This is a genomic window from Ruegeria sp. CDSA141, from assembly GCF_059612005.1.
The window spans coordinates 378,362-396,359 of sequence record NZ_JBXWPT010000001.1 but is presented as its reverse complement, the minus strand read 5'-3'; the positions used below and the strand labels follow the sequence as shown (position 1 = coordinate 396,359).

Below are 17,998 nucleotides of genomic sequence, written 5' to 3'. Positions count from 1 at the left end.
TCAAACCTCGATCATTTTCGGACGACGGCGTTCGAACCACATGACGACCATCAGGCGCGTCACGAAGATCGCGGTGAAGACCGAGGTCAGAATGCCAAGGCCCAGAGTAATTGCGAAGCCGCGCACAGGGCCACTGCCCATTGCAAACAGGATCACAGCAGTGATGAACGTCGTCACGTTCGCGTCCAGAATGGCCGACAACGCCTTTTCATAGCCTAGTTCAATGGCACGGGCCGGACCTTTGGCGGATTTCAGTTCCTCGCGAATACGTTCGAAGATCAGCACGTTGGCGTCCACCGCCATACCAACTGTCAACACGATCCCCGCGATACCCGGCAGGGTCAGGGTTGCTCCGATCATGGACAGCAGACCGAACAACAGGCCCACGTTGATGATCAGCGCGATGTTGGCGAAGATCCCGAACAGACCATAGCTGAGCGCCATGAATACCAGCACCGCGACAAAGGCCACGATGGTGGCGACTTTGCCCGCGTCGATACTGTCCTGCCCCAACTCGGGTCCGATGGTACGTTCTTCGAGGAATTCCAAACCTGCAGGCAGTGCGCCCGCTCGTAGCAGGACGGCCAGATTGGTGCTTTCCTCAACTGTAAAGTTGCCGGTGATGATGCCCGAACCGCCCGGAATATGGCTTTGGATCACGGGGGCCGATATCACCTCATCGTCCAGAACGATGGCAAAGGGGGCTCCGATATTGTCGCGGGTGTAATCCCCGAATTTGCGCGCACCAGACGTGTTGAACCGGAAGCTGACCGCAGGACGACCGTTTTGGTCGAACGCAGGCTGCGCATCGACCAGTTCCTCGCCGGTAACAACCGGCGCGGACTCAATGGTGTAGTAAACGCCAGTTTCGTCAATCGACGGCACGATTTCCTCACCGATGCTTGCAACGGTATCCGGGTCGGTGCCGCGTCCGGCAACCGGGTTAAAGGTCAGTTGCGCCGTGGTGCCGATGATCTCTTTCAACTCGCCCGCGCTGCCGATGCCGGGCACCTGAATCAGGATACGATCAGCACCCTGACGCTGAATGGTGGGCTCTCGGGTGCCCACTTCGTCGATCCGGCGGCGGATGATTTCCAACGACTGACGCACTGTGCGATCGTCTGAGGCCAGCTTTTCTGCTTCGGACAATTTAACCACAAGGGTGTCACCATCGGCATGTGCTTCGATATCCGTGGCCCCGACGCCGGTCAGCGTCTGCACCTGACGGGCAAGACCGCGCACGACCTCCAATGCCCGCGACATGCCCTCGGGTTGGCTGATGCGCACGCGAATCTCATCAGGGGCCGAGTCCTGACGTCGGATTGTTCCAACGGTTGAACGTTCATCGCGCAAGGCGTCACGGATTTCCGGCCACATCGCCTCCATCCGGGTCTCGTAGACGTCCTGCACCTGAACTTCGGCCAACAGATGTGCACCGCCCCGCAGGTCGAGACCCAGATTGACCAGTGATGAGGGCAACCAGTTCGGCCATTGCCCGGCTTCGGCCTGCATCTCAGGCGTATCAACGCCCAGTTCAATCGCGGCCTTGGCGTCGTTCGATTGTTCTACCCGCGAGTAAAACGCGTTTGGCAGGGCCATGAGCAGGCCAGTCACACAGACCAGCCAGATCAGAACCCGCTTCCAGGTATCAATTTGCAGCATTACCCTGCCTTTTCAAGGAATTGTAAGTCGAGTTTACTTCGCGGGTTCGGTTTTATTCAGAACCTGAGCAATGGTCGACTTGACCACACGCACCTTAACACCTTCGGCGATCTCGACTTCGATCTCGTTGTCGCCTTCCTTGACCTTCGACACTTTGCCGATCAGCCCGCCCTGGGTGACAACTTGATCCCCGCGACGCACGGCGTCGACCATGGCCTGATGTTCCTTCATCTTCTTCTGCTGCGGACGGATCAGCAGGAAATACATGATCGCAAAGATCAGGATCAGCGGGAGAAACTGGGCGATTGCGCCACCTTCCATGGGATATTCCTTTGTTCAGATCTTGCGGCACCGTTCCGCAAATTTGGCCGGAACCTATGCTTTGAAATGCGTGTTTGCAAGCAAAGGTGGTCATGTGACCGGCCGCAACCTGACAAAGGTGCCTAAAGAACCGTTTGAACGTTGCAGATATGTCCTATGCAGATATCTCAGTTTTGCTATAGTCAGGCGTCAGGGGGGACAATGAAAACTCGTTACAAGCCGTTCCAATCGTTGACGCTTTTGCTTTCCCTGCTGACTTTTCTCTTGTGCCTGGCAGTGCCGCTAAAGGCCCAGGAAACACCTGCTGAAATCACCGAGCCCAATGCGGAAGAAACCGAAGGTTTCAAAGCACCCGTCATCGTCGACGGCGACATGTTGTTCTTCTTGCGCGGCTCCAGCGCCCTGCCCGCGCCGGAACGGGCCGAAAGCGTTCAGAACAAGATTGTTGAGGTGGCCGAAGCCTCGGAAAGCCCCACAGTCGACATCACCTTCGAAGAGACCGATCTGGGCATACGCATTCGCGCCGACGGTGAGATCGTATCCATCGTGACCGTTGCAGATGCCGAACTGGACCAGATGGAGCTGGACGTCCTCGGTTTTCTCCACGGTCAGGCCATCGAAGAGGCCATCCTTGCCTACCGTTCCAACCGTACAGAGCAGGCGCGGGTATCCGGTGCAATTGAAGCTGCGGGATGGACCATTGGCTTTGTCGTCTTCGTGCTTGTTATCCTATGGCTGCACCGTCGGATCAGGCGGCGCACTCTGAAGCTGGTAAAGCGTTATCTGCAGGATGTTGAAACAGCGACGGCCAAAAGCGTTCAGGCCGAAGCGATAGCCGCCCTGATCCGATACGGGCTTAACTTTGTCCTGTTGGTTATCTTCTTTCTTGGCTTCTACTACTACCTGTCCTTCGTCCTTCTGGCCTTTGCTGAAACACGGTATTTCGCTCAACTGCTGCTGATATATCTGACAGAGCCCGTATTGCTGATATTCAAGGGTATACTCAGCTATATCCCGAACCTGATTATGCTGAGCCTGATCGCCTGGATCACGTTGTACATAATCAAGGGCATGCGCGTATTTTTCGACGCGGTCGAAGCCGGTTCGTTCGAAATGGACGATTTTGAAAAGCACTGGGTCAATCCGACGTTCAACATCGCGCGGGTTGTCGTCATTCTGATCGCGCTGGTCTTTGCCGTTCCCTACATCCCAGGCTCAGACTCAGCCGCCTTCCAGGGTCTGACAATTCTGGTCGGCGCCATGCTGTCGCTGGGTGCAAACTCAGTCGTATCCAACATGTTGGCGGGGCTGTTTGTGATCTATCGCCGCTCCACTTCAATAGGCGACCGCATTCAGATCGGTAAGCATATCGGCGACGTGGTTCAGATCAAACTCATGGAAACGCATCTGAAATCCATCAAGAACGAGTTGATTTCGATCCCGAACGCCCAATTGATGAATTCGGACGTCGTGAATTTCTCGAAGAAAACAGATGGCAGTGGTTTGCTGCTGCACACGACGGTTGGCATCGGATACGAGGAGCCGCCCGAAAAGGTCGAAGCAATGCTGATCGAGGCGGCCAACCGCACCAAGGGGATCAAGGCCAAGCCTGAACCTTTCGTGCTGTGGACAGCGCTGGCCGACTACGCCATCAACTATCAGATCAACGGCTATACCACCCGCGGCAGCAGCATTCCGAAAATTCGCTCGGACCTGCATCGCAACATTGTCGCCGTATTCAACGAGAACAAAGTGCAGATCATGACGCCGTCTTACATGGCAGATCCACCGGAACCAAAAATCCCGGCAGAAGAATGGGACGGACATCTGGCGCATGAAATCCACGAAGAGGCTGATAAGTCGTAACCGGTGCTACACCCCGCCCGACAGATGGTGCATAAGCGGTTTCAGTGATTCACGCATTCAAGGATCTGAGACATGCACGACATCCGCGCCATTCGCGAAAACCCTGCCGCTTTCGACGCCGCTTTAGCGCGCCGTGGGGACGCGCCGGTGTCGTCAGATTTGCTAAGGCTGGACGAAAGTCGCCGCGCCAAGATTCTGGCCGCCGAAACGGCGCAAGCCGAACAGAACAAAGCGTCCAAGGAAGTCGGCGCTGCCAAAGGTCGCGGAGACGAGGCCGAGTTCCAGCGTCTGCGCGCGCTGGTCGCCGAGAAAAAAGCCGAGATCGCACGTATGCAGACCGAAGCCAAGGATCTGGACGCCCTACTGACAGATCAGTTGATCCGAATTGCAAACCTGCCCGCCGAAGACGTGCCGGATGGCACGGATGAAAACGACAATGTCGAGGTCAGCCGCTGGGGTACGCCGCGCGAACTGGATTTCGCGCCCAAAGAACACTTCGAGATCGAAGCCGTTCAAAAAGGCATGGATTTCGAAACTGCAGCCAAACTATCCGGCTCGCGATTTGTGCTGCTGTCCAGTGGCGTCGCCCGGATTCATCGCGCTTTGGCGCAGTTCATGCTGGATACCCATATCACCGAAAACGGGCTGACCGAAGTGAACGGCCCGGTTCTGGTTCTATCCGAGATGATGCAGGGCACCGGCCAATTGCCGAAATTTGGCGAAGACAGCTATCAGACCCGCGAGGGCTGGTGGCTGATCCCGACCTCCGAAGTGTCGCTGACCAATATCGTCAACGACACTTTGATCGAGGAAAGTTATCTGCCCCGCCGATACACCGCGCATTCCCTGTGCTTCCGGTCCGAGGCCGGATCCGCGGGCAAAGACACCCGCGGGATGCTGCGGCAGCACCAGTTCGAAAAGGTCGAGATGGTTTCGATCACGCATCCGGATAAACCGGACGAAGAACAAAAGCGCATGCTGCGCTGCGCCGAGGGCATTCTGGAAAAGCTGGGCATCCCCTACCGCACCGTCATCTTGTGTGCCGGTGACATGGGCTTTGGCGCGCGCCGCACCTTTGATATCGAGGCATGGCTGCCCGGCCAGGACACCTATCGCGAGATCAGCTCGGTCTCGACCTGTGGTGACTTCCAGGCCCGCCGCATGAACGCAAGGTTCCGTCCCGAAGGTGGCGGCAAGCCGGAATACGTCCATACGCTGAACGGTTCGGGTTTGGCCGTTGGGCGTTGCCTGATCGCTGTGCTGGAAAACGGCCAGAACGCGGACGGTACCGTGACCCTGCCCGAAGTCCTAAGCCCCTATCTGGGCGGCAAACTGACCCTGCAACTGGACGGCACACTGGCCTGAAAAACGCAACCGGCACCACCAGGCGCCGGTTCACTATGCAAGAGGGGGCGAAGGAATTTATTTCTTCGCCTTTTTCTTTCCCTTCTTGCGATTTTTCTTCTTGTCACTTTTTTTCTCGCCCTTCTTGGCGTCTTTTTTCTTGCCGTCCTTCTTCGATTTTTTGTCCTTCTTGGACTTTGCCTTCACCTTATCCTTGGCCTTGGAAAACACTGCTTCTATTTCTTTGCGTTTCTTTGAGGCTTTTTCAGCTTTCGCCTTGGCCTTGGCCTTTTTCTTGGCTGCGGCTGCGGCTTTTTCAGCCGCCGCTTGTTCTTCTGCCGCCTTGCGTGCAGCTTCTTCAGCCCGTTTTTCGGCCGCTACAGCAGCCACTGTCTTGCGCGGGGCGGCTTTTCGTGTCGCCGGCTTCCGGGCGGCTGGTTTTGCAGCTGTTGGCTTCTGGGCCGCCGGCTTTCGTGCCGGTGCCTTGCGCGCCCCAGTCTTCCCCGCAGGGGGCGTTGCGGCTATTGCCGCTTTTGCGGCTTCGATCAATACGGCGGCTCGGCTCTCACCGACCCGAGGAACCTTGACCAGATCTGCGGGTGACGCCTTCGCTATCGCTTCTGCGGTCTTAAAGCCATTGGCAGCAAGGGCTTTTTTCAGCGCCTCTCCCACACCTTTAACGTCGGTCACTACAGTCATCCAAGGGTCCTTTCTCCATCGCCCTGCCTCATCGCATATACACTGGATATGCATATCCGCAAGTTCAGCGCTTGCCTTCTCAGATCCGATGGCTCAGCTATGCGCCAGCCCAGCGGTTTGGTCATTTTTCGGGAATGGCACGAGGCGTTTCCCATCCTCATCCCAAAGCTTGAGGTTCAAAGCCGCTACTGCCTCGGGGAATTTGATCCGACGAGGGGTGAATTCAGGCGGCAGGTTATAGTGGCAGGCCCGCAACCGATACGATGGGATACGTGCATTGAAGTGGTGGATGTCATGTAGCGTGATGCAGGCTACGGCGGTATCGAACCACCATCCGAAATCCAGCGCAGAAGACCCATGTAGCGCCGCAGTCTGCGGGTTCAGGTCAGGACGGCGATCCCAATAGGTATCTTCAAAATTGTGTTGCAGATACACAAGAAACACACCCAGCATTCCGCCAAGGAAAGAAAACACCAACCAGACCCAAATGCCGGTCATGCCCGCGATCAGATACAACAGGCCCAAAAATACGACAATCGAGGCATTGTGCAGCAAGACGCCTTTGATACCGAAACGAACAGTATTCTTGGGCCAGCGATAGCGAATGAAGTATGTGAACAAGGCACCGACCGGCACCAGAATGAAGGGGTTTCGGTATAGCCTGTAAAACAAACGTGTTTTCCAGTCCGCGTTATTCCATTCCCGCAATGTCATCGTGTGAATTTCGCCGGTCTCGCGATGCTCAAGGTTGCCGATGCCCGCATGGTGCAGATTGTGGTTCTGCTTCATCACCTCGAACGGCGCAAAGGTGAAAGGGGAAAGACCGTGCCCCGCCCATTCGTTCTGCGTTCGCGTTTCAAACAGGGAATGGTGCCCACAATCATGTTGCAGCACGTAAAGGCGTACTGCCGAAAAGGCGAAGACAATCCCGGCCGGGACCATGATATACCAGCGATCCACGAATGCGATCGCCACAGCCAGCGATGCGAAATACGCCGCAAACGTGCCAAAATAGCTCAGTGCAGCCAATCTGTTGTCCTGAACTGCGTAGTGTCTTGTGTATTCCCTCAGATCCATCCAGTCGGCTCCCCACGATGGCCCTGTTATTGTCTGTTCAAAATCTAGATGCGGGTTGGCCGCGTACAATCCATGCATGTGCAGACAGATGCACACACCTGAATGCTAACGCGCAGAACTCGGGCTGTCACGCCCCCAGAGCTAAAATGCTGAAAATTGGCGCAGTTACGCGCTTGCATGAGGATCACCGACCCAGAAAATACGCGATCACTCATGAGAAGGACGCGCCTGTGAAACACAGTCTTACCGTGTCTCGAAGTGCTTCAGCATCATTCGCATAACCCACAGAGTTGACGCTAAGGAAACTTCCAATCAGAATATGAACCAGTATTTTAAGGTCCATTGATTGACTATTTCGAGAATTATATTGCGATTTGCGCCATTGATTTGCGTCTCGCTTGCGGGGTGCTCGTATAACGCTTTCGGCACCTCATCCTCAGCGGCTATCATGACTGGCAATGCAGTTGTACACGAGTTGCGCGGTCGCGGACTACATGTCGCCACAGTGCAAGGCACCGCAATCTTCAGTTTCGGCATCTATCACGAGATTCTGGTGTTTGCCGGAATCTGCGAAGATGAACCGACAAAGCTGACAGGCCGTCAGGCGCTGATCAACAACCAAACTCTTGCGGCATCAGTGACAGACACGACAGGGCTGGAGATTGCCTTTGGCCGAAGATGGAGCGGTCTGACCCTCGGTCGCCATCAGGCCGCTGTTTTGGCGGATATCCCGAAAGACGCCGAGATCGCACGCAGTCTGTATCTGGATCTCGATGACCTGTCCTCGACCAGAGTTGACCAGCTTGATGAAACCTCATGTGAGAAGGAGACGCGAACGTGAAAGGACTATTACCAATATTAGGAGTATGCGGCCTGTGCGCCTGCGGCGACCAGCTCTATGTCGCACATGATACCGTCGTCGGCGTCAATGCTGCAGTCAGTGCCAATCGGCAGCAAGGCCAAGTTGTGATCGGCTTCGACCGCGATTTCGCCGCGCTTGTTCCGGTGATCGAACCCGGCGGGACCGACTCCGACGGCAACCCGCGAACCAACCGCGAAGCCATGGCGGTCTTCGGCTGCACGCGAATGGAAACCAAAAGTATTTTCCTGACCCGTTATTCGGATGTGATCTCTACCGGCGAAGCCGCTAACAAGCTTGCCGCAAAACTCGGAAGTGGAAAAAAAACAAGTGGTGCCGCCAGACTCGCGACCTGCGGTGAAGACGAAAACGGGAACGGAAACGGAAATCAGTCTGCAGGAGAAATTGACAATGGGTAAAATATGCAAATCCAAAATCGCTTTTCTCATTCTGTCGCTATGCAGCTTTTGCCTCTCAAACTGCACCGAAGTTCAGGACCGCGCCTTGGTCTATGGCGAACGCAGCGGCGTGAATATCGCCCTGCGCTCAGACCCGGCCAAAGCTCTTCCAGTAGAAGTGAACGCGGGTGTACAGCGGCGCGTCACAACACTTGTCCCACCTAAATCTCGTAATAACAACAGACGGCCCACCGACGAAGCGGTCAGTTTAGTCTCAACATTTGATCTGACCTACAATAATGCCGATGCACAAAAAGGCCTTTTCGGCGGCACCACACGCATCGCTTCAATCTTTACGACTGGCACGGCAGCGACGGCGCTGGCTACAGCGATTGAAGCTGATAGCAGTAATGCGGAAGGCTTCACGGAAGCAGCAGAAGCCAACCGGCTGTTCGTCAACAAGGGCTTAGACAACTGACCCGCACGTTAGGACAGGCGGTTAGACTGATCTGCTCGCACCGAAATGCGCTTACCCGCGCCCCTTCAGATGCTTGGCCAGCGCACCCGCGTTTTTCTTGCGCCGCCCTTTATATGGGTTTTTGTCCCCCTGCCCGCGCAGCGTCAGGCGGATCGGAGTGCCCGGCATGTCGAAATCCTGGCGCAGACCATTGACCAGATAGCGGGTATAGCTTTCAGGCATCTTGTCGGGATGCGAACACATCACCACAAACCCCGGCGGTCGGGTCTTGACTTGAGTCATATAGCGCAGTTTGATCCGTCGGCCCTGTGGGGCTGGCGGCGGATGTTGTTCCAGCATGGCGGTCAGCCAGCGGTTCAGTGCAGCGGTCGGCACCCGGCGATTCCAGACGTCATGGGCGCGGAGAATCGCGGCGCGCAATCGCTCCAATCCCCGACCCGTCTTGGCAGATACCGTGATCAGCGGCGCACCGCGCAGCTGTGGCAGCAGACGATCGAACGACTCTTTCAACTCGCGCAGCTTTTCCTGCTTGTTGTCTTCGATATCCCACTTGTTCACGGCGACAACAACAGCCCGGCCTTCGCGTTCGGCCAGATCGGCAATACGCAGGTCTTGTTGTTCAAATGGGATCGCGGCATCCAGCAACACAACGACGACCTCGGCAAATTTTACCGCGCGCAGACCGTCTGACACTGAAAGCTTTTCAAGCTTTTCCTGTACTTTTGCTTTCTTGCGCATCCCTGCGGTGTCAAAGATCCGCATCGGAGTGCTTTCGCCGTCCAGGTCGGCCCAGTCGATTCGCAAACTGATTGCGTCTCGCGTGATCCCAGCCTCTGGTCCCGTCAACAGACGGTCTTCGCCAATGATCTTGTTGATCAAGGTGGATTTGCCCGCGTTCGGACGCCCCACCACTGCAACCTGCAAGGGCTTGGCAGAGGTGATCAGCGGCGTATCGCCCTCACCGTCTTCGTCCAGCTCAATGTCCGTTTGCGGGGCTTCCTCGACCTCTTTTTCTTCTGCCGCATCAGCCAGAGGCATCAGCTGTGCATACAGGTCTGTCATCCCCTCACCGTGTTCGCCTGACAAGCGGACAGGTTCACCCAGACCCAGATTGTAAGCTTCCAGAACACCCGCATCCGCGGCATTGCCTTCGGCCTTGTTGGCCGCAAGGATCACGTGCTTGGACCGTTTGCGCAGGATCTCCGCGAACATCTCATCCGTAGGTGTCACACCCACGCGCGCGTCGATCATGAACAGGCATACGTCAGCCATGTCCACAGCACGTTCCGTCAAGCGGCGCATCCGACCCTGAAGACTGTCATCAGTCGCATCCTCAAGACCCGCCGTATCAATCACGGTAAAGCGCAGATCACCCAGACGCCCTTCGCCTTCGCGCAGATCACGCGTCACGCCGGGCTGGTCGTCGACCAGGGCCAGACGTTTGCCCACAAGGCGGTTGAACAGGGTGGATTTGCCCACATTCGGGCGCCCCACGATGGCGAGGGTCAGCGACATGATACTCAACTTTCAAGACTCAAGATGCGCCCTTTAGCGCATCTTACCGTCAACGGAAAGCGTGTAGATCACCCTTGGAGGAAACGACATACAGCGTTTGCCCGGCGACAACCGGCGCCGTTGTTGCGCCTCCGGGGACTTCGACCTGGTGAACCAGTGCTCCGTTAACCGGATTGAAGAAGCGCAGATACCCGTCATTGGACGCAATCACAATACGGCCTCCGGCCAGGATCGGACCGTAATGTGCAAAGATCGGTCCGCGTCGGCCTCGCTTGTCCTTGACAAAGCTTGGCAGATCCTGCGCCCACACGACCGAGCCATCCGCCGCGTTCAAGCGCACCAGCTGACTGCGATCACTGATTAGGAAAATGCTGTTGCCTGCGGGCCAGACAGTGTCAACCGCGCCCTCATCAGCGGTCCAGCGGCGTTCACCCGTGGCAGCGTCAAAGGCTACGGTCCGGCCAGAATGGTTGCCGATAAAAATTGTGTCTCCGACAACCATCGGACTGCCGGTCACGTCGACGATTTGCGCGGCTGCCCGTCCCCGCCGTCCTCCTGCGACCGAAGCATTCCAGCGACGGATTCCGCCACGGCGGAAGGTGGCTGCGACATCACCGGACCCAAATGCAAACACTGCCAGGTCCGAAGCGATCACCGGTGCCGGTGCGCCCAGAACGTTACCGACGCTGGGCGTGCCTTCGATTTGCCAGGCAATTTTGCCATCCTTGGCATTGATGGTCCAACCGGTTTCGTCACCCGCTACCAGGTACAACAGCCCGTTATTGACCATCGGAGCGCCGCTCCCGGTTGCATCCAGTCGCTTCTGCCAGCGCACTGCCCCCGTTTTTGCGTCCAGTGCGGTCAGTCGCCCAAACCCGGACGATACATAGAGAACACCGTCCGAATAGGCCATGCCCCCCCCTGTGGCGTCTGCATCGCCGTCGCTTGGCGGAATCAGGTCGGTATCCCAGGCCAACTGGCCCTGCGGTGTAACCGCTGACACGGTCGCCCCCGCATCCAGCGTATAGATCAACCCTCCCGCAACCACTGGTTCGGCGGTGATCCGTTGCTTGCGCGAGTCGCCCTGCCCGATGGAAGCGGACCAGATCCGCTGCGGCGTGGCACGCAGGGCCGCATTCGTGGTTCGGTAAGCAGCCGTCCCCGGGCTTTGCGGCCAGCTGGCGTTCGCCTTTTGAGACGGCAGGTTAATGGGCTGAGAGCCGCTCTTTTCCACCGTTTCCAGATCAGATGCCGGACGGATGTCTTCACGTTCTCCGGGCAAAATCGCTTCGGGAGGTTCACAGGCGGTCAATGCGGTCAAAGCCAGTGCCGCAACCGGCAATCCCGCGCGGAAAAAATGTCTTGTTACCATGGTGTTCCGAACTCGCCTGTCATTAAGTCTTTTCTGTCCCGCCTGGTCAGCCCCGTTGCGCCACAAGTGGCTCGGGTTCGCCGCCCAAAGCGACTATCAGCTGGGCCGCACGCTGTTGCAGATCGATACCAACCTCGGCGTCCTGACGCAGCGCTTGCAAGCGGTCCAGTGCTGCATCGACATTGCCCTCGGACACGTCAATCAGGGCCAGTTGCTCTTCGGCCAGCAGACGCAAGGGCGCACCGGGCGCAGCCAGCGCCTCAAACTGTTGCCGACGGTCGGCAGCAGGCAGGGTGTCGCTTTGCAATAACAGCGCCTTGAAGCTTGCGATCGCGCGATAAATCTCGGGCAGGTCCCCCTGCATGGCAACCGCGTTCAGGCTGTTGACCGCCTCGTCGCGCGATCCGGCCTCTACCTGCGACGCAGACAGCAGCATCTTCAATACTGCATCCCCGCCCGGCGACTTTGCCTCTATATCCCGCAACCCGGCCGCCCGAGCATCTGAATCGTTTTCCGACAATGCCGCCAGAATCGAGTCACCCAGATCCTGCGCCTGCGCCATGTCGCGGGACTTTCGGTACTCATTGAACGCCGCTCCGCCAACAATCAGCACGACGGCCGCCACACCAACCCAGCCCCAGCGGCGCAGCAGCAGATACATCCGGTCGCGGCGCACCTCTTCCGTGACCTCATCAATGAAACTGTCGGTGTCGCTCATTCCTGCCCCCTGGGCTGTGTGTCTTGCATAAGTGCGCCATGTCATACCCCGGCACCAACGCCAAGCCAAGGGTCCGATTTTGCACATTTTCAAGGCTTGGCTTCACTCTTGCGAAAAAAACTAAACCGAACTATTCAGTTTAGTGTAGAAATTACACGGCCGACGCCCCATTTCATAGCGAGACAGGCCCGCTATTGTTGGCACCGAATTCTAGGAGAAATACTGTATGCGTTTGATTTCTTTCATCAACGCCCTTCTGGTTATTGTTGCGCTTTATTATCTTGTTTTTGAGCGTGACTCTTTGTTCGCCTTCGCCGGACGAGGAGACACAGAAGAAGCGGCGCAGACAGAAGCCGTTGAAACCGACGATACCGATTTTACTGCCGTTGGCGTAGTCGCCCTGCGTTCGCAGGCGCGCGAAATTGACAGCGCGGTCCTGCTGCGTGGACAAACCAAGGCGAACCGGCAGGTAGAAGTTCTGTCTGAAACCACGTCCACGGTCATCTCGGAGCCCAAGCGCAAAGGCACGTTTGTAGAGGCAGGGGATGTCCTATGTGAACTCGACCCCGGCACGCGCCCGGCACAACTGGCCGAAGCCCTGGCTGGCAAACTGGAAGCTGAAAGCCGCATCCCCGAGGCTGAAGCCCGTTTGCTAGAGGCGCACGCCCTTGTGGCCGAGGCCGAAATCAACCTGACCGCTTCGCGCAAGCTGGCGGAAACCGGGTTTGCTTCGGAAACCCGCCGGATTTCCAGCGAGGCTGCGATGAGCACGGCCAAGGCAGGTGTTAAATCGGCAGAAGCCGGACTGGAGGCCACACGGGCCGGAATCGAAGCCGCCGCAGCAGCTGTCGAAGCCGCGCAGCGAGAGGTTGGCCGCCTGACCATCAAAGCCCCATTCAAGGGTCTGCTGGAAAGCGACACCGCCGAATTGGGCAGCCTGATGCAGCCCGGGTCACTGTGCGCGACTGTTATTCAGCTCGATCCGATCAAACTGGTCGGGTATGTTCCGGAAACCGAGGTCAACCGTGTTCAGGTGGGGTCCGAGGCGTCGGCAACACTGGTCACCGGTCGGCAGCTTGGCGGCCGCGTCACCTTTCTTAGCCGCTCGGCGGATGAGACAACACGCACCTTCGAAGTTGAAATCACGGTTCCGAACCCGGATCTGACCATTCGCGACGGTCAGACCGCGACCATTCGCATCGCGGCAGAGGGCACCAAGGCACACCTGCTGCCTCAATCTGCACTGACCCTGAGCAACGAAGGTCAATTGGGCGTCCGTACGGTCGGTGCCGGCAATGTCGTCGATTTCATGCCCGTGCGCATTCTGCGTGACACGGCAGAGGGCGTGTGGATCGACGGCCTTCCCGAAACGACGGATATTATTGTTGTCGGTCAGGAATTCGTGACACGCGGTGTGACCGTTGCGCCGACCTATCGGGAAGCATCCCAATGACAGGCGTTGTCGCATGGGCTGCTGATCGGGCCCGAATGGTATTGGCATTTATCGCCATCTCGCTCGTTATAGGCGGATTTGCCTATGTCTCGCTTCCAAAAGAAGGCGAGCCGGATATCGAAATCCCCGCCCTGTTTGTATCAGTGCAGTTTCCCGGAATTTCCGCGGAGGATTCTGAAAACCTGCTGATCAAGCCGATGGAGACCGAACTGGCGGATCTCGACGGGCTCAAGGAAATGACCTCTACTGCTGCCGAAAACTATGCAGGGGTCGCGCTGGAATTTGACTTCGGTTGGGATAAAACCGCGATCATGGCGGACGTGCGTGACGCGATGAACACAGCTCAGGCGGACTTCCCCGAAGGCGCAGAACAATATTCCCTGACTGAGATCAACTTTTCCGAATTCCCGATCGTCATCGTGAACCTGACTGGTTCCGTTCCCGAACGCACGATGGCCCGTGTCGCCAAGGATCTGCAGGACGATCTTGAGGCTCTGGATTCCGTTCTCGAAGCCGGCATCGCGGGCAATCGCGACGAGATGCTCGAGGTTGTGATCGACCCGCTGCGGCTTGAGGCGTACAACGTGACAGCGGACGAACTGATCAACGTGGTGCGGAACAACAACCAGTTGATCGCGGCCGGTGAGGTTGAAACCGCACAGGGCACATTCTCGGTCAAGATTCCGTCGTCTTTCAAAACCGCACAGGATGTTTATGGCCTGCCGATCAAGGTCAATGGTGACCGGGTCGTTACATTGGGTGAGTTGGCGCAGATCAATTACACCTTTGAAGACCGTGAAGGCACGGCCCGTTTCAACGGTGAATCGACCGTTGCGCTGCAGGTGGTCAAACGCAAGGGATATAACCTGATCGACACCGTCGCGCAGGTGAAAGAGACTATAGCTAACGCAAAGACCAAATGGCCGCCCGAGCTTCAGGCGGCGGTTGACCTGGGTACATCGAACGACCAGAGCCGCATCGTCGGCTCGATGGTCAGCCAGCTTGAAGGCTCGGTTCTGACTGCAATCGCGCTGGTGATGATCGTGGTTCTTGCCTCGCTGGGCACGCGGGCCGCCCTGCTGGTCGGATTTGCGATCCCGACGTCGTTCCTGCTGTGTTTTGCGTTTCTCGCCGTCATGGGCGTCAGCATTTCCAATATCGTGATGTTTGGCCTCATCCTCGCTGTGGGGATGCTGGTGGATGGCGCCATCGTGGTTGTGGAATACGCCGACAAACGCATCAAGGAAGGCGTCGGCCCGATGCATGCCTATGTCGAGGCCGCCCAGCGCATGTTCTGGCCCATCGTGTCCTCGACCGCGACGACGCTGTGTGCGTTCCTGCCCATGTTGTTCTGGCCCGGTATTCCTGGCGAGTTCATGGGAATGCTGCCGGTCACGCTGATCTTCGTTCTGTCGGCTTCACTGATTGTGGCGCTGATCTATCTGCCTGTCATGGGCGGTGTTTCCGGTCGGCTAAGCCGCATCTTCGACCGGTCCTCAGTCTGGTTACGGGCCCGCACGCCATGGTGGGTACGGGTGTTGATGGTGCCGCCGTCGCTGTACATGATCTTTCTGGGCGCGATGCAGGTCCTTAACCCAAACTACCTGCTGCCCGGTGGCTCGATCGCCGGCGCACTGTTGTTCCTGTTCGGGGCGTTTGCCGGGTCCGTAACCCTGAGCGCGGCGAAAATTGAACGCGCCGAAGAGGACCATGTTCACACTGCGGACGAACACACTGCGTTTGGCCATGTGATCCGGTTCCTGGTCGGCAACCCGATCATGCCTATCGTCTCTCTGTTGGTTGTTTTCTCTGCGGTGTATTTCGTGACATTCGTCTGGTTCCCCCAGGAATCCCGAGGTGTTGAATTCTTCGTGGAAAGCGAACCTGAACAGGCCACCGCATATGTTCGTGCTCGCGGGAACCTGTCCTTGGCGGAAAAAGACGCGATGGTTCTTCAGGCCGAAGAGATCATCGGATCTCATCCTGCGGTCATAAATGTCTTTGCCTTTGCGGGCGAAGGCGGCCTGAACCAGAATAACGGTGGCGCTCAGGCTCCGGCCGACACAGTGGGCCGGGTTCAGTTCGAAATCATCCCGTGGGAGGATCGACCCAACATCTCGGAATCCGCCCTATGGGGCTTGTTCGAGCGGCACTTCGTTGCCCCCGAATATGATGGCGATTTCGTAATTGATGAGCTGAATGCCCAACTTGCGACGATACCCGGCATCATCGTTGAGATTTTGCCCTTGGAGCAAGGCCCTGCTTCGGCCAAGCCTGTGCATCTGCGCATCAAGGGTGACAGATGGGAAGACCTGACCGCGGCAGCGATCACCGCCCGCGAGGTCTTCGACACCACGCCGGGCCTGATCAAGACCGAAGACACCCTACCCCTGCCCGGTATCGACTGGCAAATCGACGTGGACGTCGCCAAGGCCGGTCGGTTCGGTGCCGATGTGGCTACTGTTGGTGCCATGGTTCAGTTGGTCACGCGCGGCATCCTTCTGGGCGAAATGCGCCCGGACAGCAATGATGAAGAAATCGAAATTCGCGTTCGTTTGCCGGAAGAAGACCGCGTTCTATCGACGCTGGATGCACTCAAGGTCCGCACGCCGGACGGTTTGGTGCCTTTGTCCAACTTCGTGACGCGTAAGCCCGTGGCCAAACTGGCCGAGATCAACCGCGTCGACCAGCAGCGATACTATGACGTCAAAGCGGATGTCGAACCGGGTCTGAGCAAGGTCGTGATCGAAGGCCCCGATGGGCACCCCGTAAGGCTGGCCGTCATGCGTGAAGTGGCGGAAGGCTACACAGCTACTGGCACTGTGTTGAACGCTGCGGGCGGAAAGTCGTACGAATTGGTGCAACTGACCGGCGCAGAAAGCGTCGATCAGCTGCGCAGCGCAATTGAAGACGGTGACGCTCAGTTCTCACTGATAAACCCGAACGAACGTATTGCGGTTCTTACGGAATGGCTGGACACCGGCCCGTTCGCCAGCGCGATCAGCTGGGAATGGACCGGTGATCAGGAAGAGCAGGAAGAATCCGGAGCTTTCCTGGTGAACGCGTTCATGGGTGCCCTGGGGCTGATGTTCGTGATCCTGCTGGCGCAGTTCAACTCGTTCTACAACTCGGTTCTGGTTCTGCTGGCGGTCATTCTGTCGACCACCGGGGTTTTGATCGGCATGATCGTGATGGAACAGCCCTTCTCGATCATCATGACCGGAACCGGCATCGTGGCGTTGGCTGGTATCGTGGTGAACAACAATATCGTTCTGATCGATACTTATCAGGAATACAGCAGCTATATGCCCCGGATCGAGGCGATCATCCGCACCGCGGAATCGCGTATCCGTCCGGTTTTGCTGACCACATTGACAACGATGGCCGGTCTGACGCCGATGATGTTCGGCTTGTCGCTGGACTTCATCAATGGCGGCTATTCGATCGATAGCCCCACCGCCCTATGGTGGAAGCAGCTGGCCACGGCGGTGGTCTTTGGTCTGGGTATTGCGACTGTTCTGACCCTGATTGTGACCCCGTCGCTTCTGGCTTTGCGGGTCTGGGTGACAACCTACGCTATCTGGCTCAGCCGTGTTCTAGCCCGCGTGACTGCAGGTCGATCCAGCCAGATCGCGCAGGACATGGCGATCGGACGCTCTGCCCGTCAGATGCAGGCCACTGAGATTGTCTGGGAGGATGAAACGCATTCAGGAAGGCCTGAGCAGGACAGCCGATCAAAACAATCTGATCATCCTTCTGGGTCGCCACTGAAAGCCGCTGAATAAGACGAGAAGGACCGGTATTACCGGTCCTTTTTCATTGGCCGTCATCACAATCGAGACCATGTCTGATGCGCGCAAATCTCGTGTTCGCATCCTTTGACCGACAACTTGTCCCCCTGCAACGTCATCTGTGGCACGGCATCCACGTCGATCAACGGGACCCAGAACTCGCCCCCACCGTATTTTCCACCGCCTTCACCGGTTACATCCCAGAACAGCTTTTTGCCAATATTCGGCGTCTGGACTTCCTTGCCAGACGCGTCATAAGCCGAAAGAATCTGACCACAGAACTTATCCCCACATGCCGTGATTTTGATGTGCGAGATCAGGTTTTTGCGGTCAGGCTCAGTCTTCCAGACACCTACGATGGGATCGGCGGCCAAAACGACTGGCAGACAGGTCGTAATCACAATAGCCGACAGTCGTGATTTCATTCGGTTCATCATGGCAGGCG

Annotated in this window: 15 protein-coding genes; 7 read left to right on the top strand and 8 right to left on the bottom strand. The window is 57.2% G+C overall.

Going from position 1 to position 17,998, the window contains the following annotated elements:
- Both secD and yajC read right to left on the bottom strand, forming a co-directional pair.
- The gene (secD, locus tag AC2FLP_RS01960; RefSeq protein ID WP_496681093.1) at positions 1-1,662 is read right to left on the bottom strand and encodes a protein translocase subunit SecD; all 1,662 of its coding nucleotides are present in this window, start codon (positions 1,660-1,662) and stop codon (positions 1-3) included.
- A gap of 33 nt (positions 1,663-1,695) precedes the next feature.
- Positions 1,696-1,983: a preprotein translocase subunit YajC gene (gene yajC / locus AC2FLP_RS01955; protein ID WP_117868574.1), complete on the bottom strand. Its 288-nt coding sequence runs from the start codon at positions 1,981-1,983 to the stop codon at positions 1,696-1,698.
- A gap of 201 nt (positions 1,984-2,184) precedes the next feature.
- Between yajC and AC2FLP_RS01950 the strand changes: the two genes are divergently transcribed.
- Together AC2FLP_RS01950 and serS are read left to right on the top strand one after the other, a co-directional pair.
- On the top strand, positions 2,185-3,849 hold the full coding sequence (locus AC2FLP_RS01950) for a mechanosensitive ion channel family protein (protein WP_496681096.1): 1,665 nt from the start codon (positions 2,185-2,187) through the stop codon (positions 3,847-3,849).
- 72 nt (positions 3,850-3,921) lie between these two features.
- Positions 3,922-5,214 (top strand): serine--tRNA ligase, encoded by a 1,293-nt coding sequence (gene serS, locus AC2FLP_RS01945; RefSeq protein ID WP_496681098.1) that lies wholly within the window; start codon positions 3,922-3,924, stop codon positions 5,212-5,214.
- A gap of 57 nt (positions 5,215-5,271) precedes the next feature.
- Here the strand turns inward: serS and AC2FLP_RS01940 are convergent, their stop codons facing one another.
- Complete coding sequence (locus AC2FLP_RS01940) at positions 5,272-5,892, bottom strand: helix-hairpin-helix domain-containing protein (RefSeq protein WP_496710045.1); 621 nt, start codon at positions 5,890-5,892, stop codon at positions 5,272-5,274.
- Between the two features lie 93 nt (positions 5,893-5,985).
- Positions 5,986-6,969 carry a fatty acid desaturase gene (locus tag AC2FLP_RS01935; RefSeq protein ID WP_496681104.1) on the bottom strand — a complete coding sequence of 328 codons (984 nt, stop codon included), beginning with the start codon at positions 6,967-6,969 and terminating at the stop codon, positions 5,986-5,988.
- A 448-nt stretch (positions 6,970-7,417) separates the two neighbouring features.
- On the opposite strand from AC2FLP_RS01935, the gene AC2FLP_RS01930 reads away from it, so the two are divergent.
- The 3 genes from AC2FLP_RS01930 to AC2FLP_RS01920 are packed head-to-tail and all read left to right on the top strand — an operon-like array spanning position 7,418 to position 8,704.
- Positions 7,418-7,810, top strand: a complete 393-nt coding sequence (locus tag AC2FLP_RS01930; protein WP_299894158.1) for a hypothetical protein — start codon at positions 7,418-7,420, stop codon at positions 7,808-7,810.
- On the top strand, positions 7,807-8,247 hold the full coding sequence (locus AC2FLP_RS01925; protein ID WP_496681107.1) for a hypothetical protein: 441 nt from the start codon (positions 7,807-7,809) through the stop codon (positions 8,245-8,247). The genes AC2FLP_RS01930 and AC2FLP_RS01925 overlap by 4 nt, the downstream gene beginning before the upstream one ends.
- On the top strand, positions 8,240-8,704 hold the full coding sequence (locus AC2FLP_RS01920; RefSeq protein WP_299894163.1) for a hypothetical protein: 465 nt from the start codon (positions 8,240-8,242) through the stop codon (positions 8,702-8,704). Before AC2FLP_RS01925 ends, AC2FLP_RS01920 begins: the two co-directional genes overlap by 8 nt.
- A gap of 51 nt (positions 8,705-8,755) precedes the next feature.
- On the opposite strand, the gene der is transcribed toward AC2FLP_RS01920, so the two are convergent.
- Genes der through AC2FLP_RS01905 form a run of 3 tightly spaced genes read right to left on the bottom strand, consistent with a single transcriptional unit; the run spans position 8,756 to position 12,309 of the window.
- Positions 8,756-10,219, bottom strand: a complete 1,464-nt coding sequence (gene der / locus AC2FLP_RS01915; protein ID WP_117868567.1) for a ribosome biogenesis GTPase Der — start codon at positions 10,217-10,219, stop codon at positions 8,756-8,758.
- A 49-nt stretch (positions 10,220-10,268) separates the two neighbouring features.
- Complete coding sequence (locus tag AC2FLP_RS01910; RefSeq protein ID WP_117868566.1) at positions 10,269-11,591, bottom strand: PQQ-like beta-propeller repeat protein; 1,323 nt, start codon at positions 11,589-11,591, stop codon at positions 10,269-10,271.
- Between the two features lie 46 nt (positions 11,592-11,637).
- On the bottom strand, positions 11,638-12,309 hold the full coding sequence (locus AC2FLP_RS01905) for a hypothetical protein (RefSeq protein ID WP_299894231.1): 672 nt from the start codon (positions 12,307-12,309) through the stop codon (positions 11,638-11,640).
- A gap of 226 nt (positions 12,310-12,535) precedes the next feature.
- Between AC2FLP_RS01905 and AC2FLP_RS01900 the strand changes: the two genes are divergently transcribed.
- Together AC2FLP_RS01900 and AC2FLP_RS01895 are read left to right on the top strand one after the other, a co-directional pair.
- A complete protein-coding gene (locus AC2FLP_RS01900) occupies positions 12,536-13,762 on the top strand; it encodes an efflux RND transporter periplasmic adaptor subunit (RefSeq protein WP_117868564.1) in 1,227 nt (408 codons plus the stop codon).
- Positions 13,759-17,547: an efflux RND transporter permease subunit gene (locus AC2FLP_RS01895; protein ID WP_496681113.1), complete on the top strand. Its 3,789-nt coding sequence runs from the start codon at positions 13,759-13,761 to the stop codon at positions 17,545-17,547. The genes AC2FLP_RS01900 and AC2FLP_RS01895 overlap by 4 nt, the downstream gene beginning before the upstream one ends.
- Before the next feature lie 44 nt (positions 17,548-17,591).
- Here AC2FLP_RS01895 and AC2FLP_RS01890 read toward each other — a convergent pair whose 3' ends face one another.
- Complete coding sequence (locus AC2FLP_RS01890) at positions 17,592-17,978, bottom strand: DUF2147 domain-containing protein (RefSeq protein WP_496681116.1); 387 nt, start codon at positions 17,976-17,978, stop codon at positions 17,592-17,594.
- Positions 17,979-17,998: the final 20 nt, after the last annotated feature.

Bases quoted from the DNA above. Each gene is read 5' to 3' on its own strand.
- AC2FLP_RS01900 (WP_117868564.1), top strand. From the start codon at position 12,536: ATGCGTTTGATTTCTTTCATCAACGCCCTTCTGGTTATTGTTGCGCTT.
- AC2FLP_RS01940 (WP_496710045.1), bottom strand. From the start codon at position 5,892: ATGACTGTAGTGACCGACGTTAAAGGTGTGGGAGAGGCGCTGAAAAAA.
- yajC (WP_117868574.1), bottom strand. From the start codon at position 1,983: ATGGAAGGTGGCGCAATCGCCCAGTTTCTCCCGCTGATCCTGATCTTT.
- AC2FLP_RS01950 (WP_496681096.1), top strand. From the start codon at position 2,185: ATGAAAACTCGTTACAAGCCGTTCCAATCGTTGACGCTTTTGCTTTCC.
- secD (WP_496681093.1), bottom strand. From the start codon at position 1,662: ATGCTGCAAATTGATACCTGGAAGCGGGTTCTGATCTGGCTGGTCTGT.
- serS (WP_496681098.1), top strand. From the start codon at position 3,922: ATGCACGACATCCGCGCCATTCGCGAAAACCCTGCCGCTTTCGACGCC.
- AC2FLP_RS01895 (WP_496681113.1), top strand. From the start codon at position 13,759: ATGACAGGCGTTGTCGCATGGGCTGCTGATCGGGCCCGAATGGTATTG.
- AC2FLP_RS01890 (WP_496681116.1), bottom strand. From the start codon at position 17,978: ATGAAATCACGACTGTCGGCTATTGTGATTACGACCTGTCTGCCAGTC.
- AC2FLP_RS01910 (WP_117868566.1), bottom strand. From the start codon at position 11,591: ATGGTAACAAGACATTTTTTCCGCGCGGGATTGCCGGTTGCGGCACTG.
- AC2FLP_RS01905 (WP_299894231.1), bottom strand. From the start codon at position 12,309: ATGAGCGACACCGACAGTTTCATTGATGAGGTCACGGAAGAGGTGCGC.
- AC2FLP_RS01920 (WP_299894163.1), top strand. From the start codon at position 8,240: ATGGGTAAAATATGCAAATCCAAAATCGCTTTTCTCATTCTGTCGCTA.
- der (WP_117868567.1), bottom strand. From the start codon at position 10,219: ATGTCGCTGACCCTCGCCATCGTGGGGCGCCCGAATGTGGGCAAATCC.
- AC2FLP_RS01935 (WP_496681104.1), bottom strand. From the start codon at position 6,969: ATGGATCTGAGGGAATACACAAGACACTACGCAGTTCAGGACAACAGA.
- AC2FLP_RS01930 (WP_299894158.1), top strand. From the start codon at position 7,418: ATGACTGGCAATGCAGTTGTACACGAGTTGCGCGGTCGCGGACTACAT.